Consider the following 5697-nt stretch of genomic DNA (forward strand, 5'->3'; position numbering starts at 1 on the left):
TTCTTTGGTTGCAGCGACTTTAGGTCGCGACTGTTTTTATGTCTTTATATCGAGATTCTTTCTAAAAGTTTATGTGAAGGTGACACCATGACATTCCTGCCGACGGACAAGCCCGCGTCTTAGATGGGGAAGGTGACTATCAAACTTCCGAAAAAGACTAAAAACCGTTAAACTTAAATCTGTTTTAAACTCAAGATATTGACCACTGTATGAAAACTCATTTAGGCAGACGAGCATTTTCCTCTATGGAACTTCATACCTTGTTCAATGGCTATATTTACTCTGATGAAAAGCTAAAGCGTGAACAGCCTAAGCATTGGCACTTTTGGTTGCCTTTGCTGAGTTATTACACCGGTGCGTATAGTGATGAAATTGGCTCACTTACACTTGATGATGTTTATTACGAAGGCCACGTTCATGTATTTCACTTTAACACCCACGGTAAAATTCAACCACGAGTGGTGCCCATTCATCCTGCACTATGGCAAGCTGGACTGGAACAATATCTAGCATTAGTAAAACAGCTAGGAGAGCGGCGTATTATGTTCGATTTACCTGCGAAAACTGGTCGTTATAGCGAGAAGGTCAGAATTTGGTTTTCTGGAGAAGGTGAAAGACAAGGATATCTACAAAAATGTGGTTTACCCAATGTTGATCAGCAAGGTATGAAAACTGCTATTAGTAGTATGAGGTTGAACTTTGAACAACAGATCCGCATCTCAGCTATTCAACTTGGTAGCAAAGCCAGTTTTCAGTATTTGCTTGGATTGAAAGAGGATGGTCATGAGGTTGAGCAGCCGCCTCTCACGATACTCAAACAAGTGATATCTCCCATACGCGTTATCAACCCAAATATAACGTGGCAACGATTTCTAGAGCGTCATTAATTGTAGTAATCAGTTACTACCACTTTGCAGATCGAGTGTATTACTATTTGCAAGGTAGGTTAAACATGTGACACGCAACATAGACGCCAAATTTTTGATCTCACCATGACGCTCAATTACTTCTTGATAAAGTGTCGAAATAAACTCGGAAAGTGTTAATTGTTCACTTTGCGCGATGGTTTCTAAAACTTGCCAAGTTTCATTTTCTAAGGCGAGGCTAGTCACTACACCTTGAATGCGAATTGAACGTTTGACCACCTTATAGCGGTGGGGGGCGGTTGATGCGTAGAGCTCACACATATTGATTCCAAAGGTAAAGTAATGGCAAAAATGATCCACACTATGGTCAGAGTAAAAGATGCAGAACAATCAGTTAAATTCTATCATGATGTATTTGCATTGGCAGTGAAGCGACGTATAGATTTCTCTAACTTTTCTCTTATCTACCTTGGTAATGATGAAACCTCGTTTGAATTGGAGCTCACTTGGAACCATGATGTCGCTGAAGAATATACGCTAGGTAATGGTTATGGGCACTTGGCGTTTGTTGTGGACGACTTAGCCGCGGTTTTTAATCAAGCCCAAGAGAAAGGTTACCAGCCAAAAGAAATAAAGGATTTTTATAATCAAAGTATATTAGTTGCTAGATTCTTTTTTATTAAAGATCCCGATGGTTATGATATTGAAGTTATCGAAAGAAGTGATGTGTATCGGTAGTAACGGATTTACTCCGCACCAAAGGTGGTCGATCTCGACATAAAATGGTTAAAGGAGTTGTGGCGTAAAGGCATGAAAACAATCGCAGTCCAAAGTTGCTGCTACGAATTTCCGTAAATTTGTAGCAGCGGGTTTAGCCCTCAGTAAATTAAGACGCGATACTTAATTGATTAGCGTGTTTAAAAATTGTGAAAACTCTTCACCTAATTGCTCATCGCGAATCGCATATTCAACAATGGCTTTAAGGTAACCAAGCTTATCGCCACAATCGTGTGAACGACCACTCATATGAAAAGCTTCAACGGTTTCCTGTTCCATCAGCATATCGATAGCATCGGTTAATTGGATCTCTCCACCAGCTCCAACTGGCGTTTTTCTTAGCAGTGGCCAAATGTTTTTAGAAAGCACATAGCGGCCAACAACTGCTAGGTTAGAAGGGGCTTCTTCTACAGCTGGCTTTTCTACCATATGCTTTATTGCACTACTTTCACCTGGGCGTAGCGACACACCATTGATATCAGCGATACCGTACTTGCTAACATCTTGCTGTGGCACTGGCTCTAGCATGATTTGGCTGGCTTTAGTATGGTCAAAGCGAGATAACATTGCAGCTAAATTTTCTTTTCCTTGATCGGCAGTGTATTCATCTAAAATCACATCGGGCAGTACAACAACAAAATCATTATCCCCAACGATAGGTTGTGCACATAAAACAGCATGACCGAGACCTTTGGCTTCACCCTGACGGACGTGCATAATCGTAACATCTTCAGGACAAATCGAACGGACCTCGTCTAAAAGCTTACGTTTTACACGTTTTTCGAGTGTTGCCTCTAGCTCAAAGCTAGTATCAAAGTGGTTCTCAATTGCATTTTTTGACGAGTGAGTCACTAACACAATTTCTTTTATGCCCGCAGCAACACACTCTTTCACTATATATTGAATCAGTGGTTTATCTACCAAAGGTAACATTTCTTTAGGAATGGCTTTGGTCATAGGAAGCATCCTTGTTCCTAACCCAGCGACTGGGATCACTGCTTTCATATCATCTCCGGTTTAAATCTTGCTGCCTTTTTTTAATTTAGCCCGCAATTCTAACCAGAATAAGTAAAGTTGCAAACGAATTTCTGTTGCAATATGTACAGTTGCTTATGAAAACCTGACTTTTAGCAGTCAAGAGTGTGGTGTTTGAGCTGGTTGTAGAGCTTACAAGCTTAAGTAAATCTTGTGCTTCAGGATTATATAGCTCGATATCTAAGTTTGCGCAAAAAAGCCCCTTTCGGGGCTTCAATTAACCTTTAGATATGGAATAATTAAAAGTTAACTGTGATTTCATTCGAGCAGATATCACCAGATTGGCACACTTTATAGGTGTAACTAGTCGCTTCTAAATTACGCGAGAAGTCTCTGAATTTACCCGAGTTTGTTACTGTATCAATAGCTTGCCCATCACGGTAAATTGTCACGGTGTCAGCACTGCTACCTTGCCATGCTAGCTCTACACGGATAAATCCTAAACGAGATTTATTGACGCGAGCAACGGATAATTCAATCTCATCAGCGCTCACCACAACAGACTGTGTAGTTGTGTTGCTGTTGCCTTCACTGTCAGTTACTGTTAATTCAACGCTGTACTCACCAGAGGCTGCAAATTCGTGAATTGGACTTGCGTCTGTGCTGATGCTGCCATCGCCAAAATCCCATACCCAGCTAACGATATCATCATTAGGATCACGGCTTTCATCCGTAAATGCTACCGAAAGACCAGATGCGACAAAACTAAAGCCCGCAACAGGAGGTTGAGGTGACGCTTCACCTAGGCCCGTTAGGTTTAGTGTCCAGCTGTTCAATGTACCTGTATCGATACCTGCATTATCTGAGACAGACAATGTCCAATCACCTGTTGCAACTTCACCATTAAATGCAGCAGAGTTAAAGGTTTGGTTAATATTATCTGTACCGCCACCTTGACGGTTATGCAGTGTTGCCACTGTACCCGCAGGAGAAGTAAGCGTAACAATTAAGTCGCCGATGTAGGTGTGTGTAATATCCACTAAGGTATTGCTATCAAATACAGTAACGGTGTCAGCCACAGTGATCACAGAAGTAATTCCTGAAGTATCGTTATCTGGAATGTCTACCGTGGTAGTATTTTCATAGCTGAAATCACTTAACCCTTGAGGTAATACATACAGTCCTACTTGCTCTTGATCCGCAAGCTCGCCAGATGTTGCGTTAAGTGTAAAGCTATACTCGCCCCACTGAGTTGAAGCCGTAGTAGGTACTGAAAGAGTTACTGTATCACCTGGCATTGCAGTAGTCGCAGACAGCGTTGCACCTGCAATTGGTGAAGTAACAGACAAGTCAATGGTGCCCTGCCAGTCAGCGACAGAAGCAAATGTAAATTCATATGTTGCTGTATCGCCAGCAGTGATTTCTTGATTTGCAGGGCGAGCTGATACTCTAAAGCCTGGCTCTGGATCTGCATCAATTACTGCTTGATTCACATTTAAGCGCTTACCAGATACAGTCTTGTCGGTAAGATCAGCATTGGCATCCCCACTTTGCATTAGCAAGTTTTTAAGCTCAACTGCGGTAAGTGTTGGGTTGATTGAAAGTACTAGAGCCGCTGCGCCTGCAACGTGAGGCGTCGCCATTGAGGTGCCTGAATAGCTTGAATAACCACCACCAGGAACGGTAGATAAAATAGCACTACCTGGTGCGCCCATGTCTACAGACGTTAGACCCCATTGTGAAAATGAAGACATCGCGTCAGTGTGTGTTGTACTTGCGATAGAGAATACGCTGTCGTGCTCGTAGCTTGAAGGATAGTGAGGGTTTACATCGTTATCTACTGCGCTGTTACCTGCTGCGGCAACAAATAAAATGTCCGCATTTTCACTTGCAGTGATCGCATCAGAAAGTGCTTGGCTAAAGCCACCGCCGCCCCAACTGTTATTAGTAACGCGAACGTTATGACCTGCATTTTTAAGTGCAACCATATAGTCAATACATTCAATCGCATCAGAAGTTGAGCCTGAGCCTGATGCATCTAAGAATTTACACCCCACGATAGACACTTCATGGTTTACACCAGCAACGCCCGTCGCATCATTACCAGACGCACCAATAGTACCAGATACGTGCGTGCCGTGACCTTGGTCATCCATTGGGTCACCACTGCCTGTGATAGCATTAATACCGAAAACATCATCAACATAGCCATTACCATCGTTGTCGATGCCATCACCTGCGATTTCACCTGGATTGCGCCATGCATTTGCTGCAAGGTCTGGGTGTGTATAATCAACACCTGTGTCAATAACACCGACGATCACGTCACGTGAGCCGATAGTGATATCCCATGCTTCAGGCGCATCGATGTCAGCATCTGCTGTACCACCTGTTTGACCTGTGTTATGCATACCCCAAAGCTCATCAAAACGGCTATCATCCGGAATACCTAACGCTTTTACTTGATAATCAGGTTCAACATAAGCGATTGCTGGGTGTGCTGCTAACTTTTCGATAGCCTGCTTCGCTGTAATACCGTCTAATTTAAAGTTTGCTAAACGACCCTGTAAAACGTGACGGTATTTGTCATCTACACCGTCGGCGTTCAGATCAGATATTTTCGCTTTAACTAGATTTCTTGCATTGGCACGAAGTGCTGCAGAAGTATTCTCTTTAAACACAACTAGGATGCTGTCATCAGCAGTAGCTGTTGTAGTTTCAATTTGAACTGCTGCTTGAGCAGTAAAAGCAAGTGCAGGTAGCAAAGCCAAAGACAATGCAGAAAGTTTTGATCTCATTATTAATAACCTTTTAATTTCAAGCGTATAAACAATACGCAATTTTTGAGTTGGTAATTTTCTGGTAGTGGCTGTGGTCTTTTTGGCAACGCATTAAAACCTAGACCTAGATATAGACCTGTGCAATGTAAAAAAAGCGTTAATCTAAAAATTCAGGATTTTTTATTGGTTGGGTGTCTTTTTCTCAAGCTAATTAATTCTTTTTTGTGAGGGAGTGTGACGGGCAGAAGTTTGAAGTTTGATCATACTTTTTTGGTAGATTCATTTTTCTACCGTAATTT

At 42.2% G+C, this 5697-nt stretch carries 5 protein-coding genes; 2 read left to right on the forward strand and 3 right to left on the reverse strand.

Features of this window, described 5'->3' with window-relative positions; all coding sequences use genetic code 11:
* Positions 1-209: 209 nt before the first annotated feature.
* A complete protein-coding gene (locus L1D50_RS21005; RefSeq protein WP_193554592.1) occupies positions 210-887 on the forward strand; it encodes a hypothetical protein in 678 nt (225 codons plus the stop codon).
* A gap of 9 nt (positions 888-896) precedes the next feature.
* Here L1D50_RS21005 and L1D50_RS21010 read toward each other — a convergent pair whose 3' ends face one another.
* Positions 897-1187 (reverse strand): ribbon-helix-helix domain-containing protein, encoded by a 291-nt coding sequence (locus L1D50_RS21010; protein WP_128728719.1) that lies wholly within the window; start codon positions 1185-1187, stop codon positions 897-899.
* A 21-nt stretch (positions 1188-1208) separates the two neighbouring features.
* Here L1D50_RS21010 and L1D50_RS21015 point away from each other — a divergent pair, with 21 nt between their 5' ends.
* Positions 1209-1604, forward strand: a complete 396-nt coding sequence (locus L1D50_RS21015) for a VOC family protein (RefSeq protein WP_128728718.1) — start codon at positions 1209-1211, stop codon at positions 1602-1604.
* Positions 1605-1766: 162 nt separating this feature from the next.
* Here the strand turns inward: L1D50_RS21015 and galU are convergent, their stop codons facing one another.
* Both galU and L1D50_RS21025 read right to left on the reverse strand, forming a co-directional pair.
* A complete protein-coding gene (gene galU / locus L1D50_RS21020) occupies positions 1767-2648 on the reverse strand; it encodes a UTP--glucose-1-phosphate uridylyltransferase GalU (RefSeq protein WP_239966743.1) in 882 nt (293 codons plus the stop codon).
* Positions 2649-2917: 269 nt separating this feature from the next.
* Positions 2918-5416, reverse strand: a complete 2499-nt coding sequence (locus tag L1D50_RS21025; RefSeq protein WP_239966744.1) for a S8 family serine peptidase — start codon at positions 5414-5416, stop codon at positions 2918-2920.
* Positions 5417-5697 lie beyond the last annotated feature (281 nt).

Source organism: Pseudoalteromonas sp. Isolate6 (assembly GCF_022398435.1).
Taxonomy (GTDB): Bacteria; Pseudomonadota; Gammaproteobacteria; order Enterobacterales; family Alteromonadaceae; genus Pseudoalteromonas; species Pseudoalteromonas galatheae.

Excerpts from the sequence above, each read along its gene's own strand:
- L1D50_RS21005 (WP_193554592.1), top strand. The coding sequence starts at position 210 with ATGAAAACTCATTTAGGCAGACGAGCATTTTCCTCTATGGAACTTCAT.
- L1D50_RS21010 (WP_128728719.1), bottom strand. The coding sequence starts at position 1,187 with ATGTGTGAGCTCTACGCATCAACCGCCCCCCACCGCTATAAGGTGGTC.
- L1D50_RS21015 (WP_128728718.1), top strand. The coding sequence starts at position 1,209 with ATGGCAAAAATGATCCACACTATGGTCAGAGTAAAAGATGCAGAACAA.
- galU (WP_239966743.1), bottom strand. The coding sequence starts at position 2,648 with ATGAAAGCAGTGATCCCAGTCGCTGGGTTAGGAACAAGGATGCTTCCT.
- L1D50_RS21025 (WP_239966744.1), bottom strand. The coding sequence starts at position 5,416 with ATGAGATCAAAACTTTCTGCATTGTCTTTGGCTTTGCTACCTGCACTT.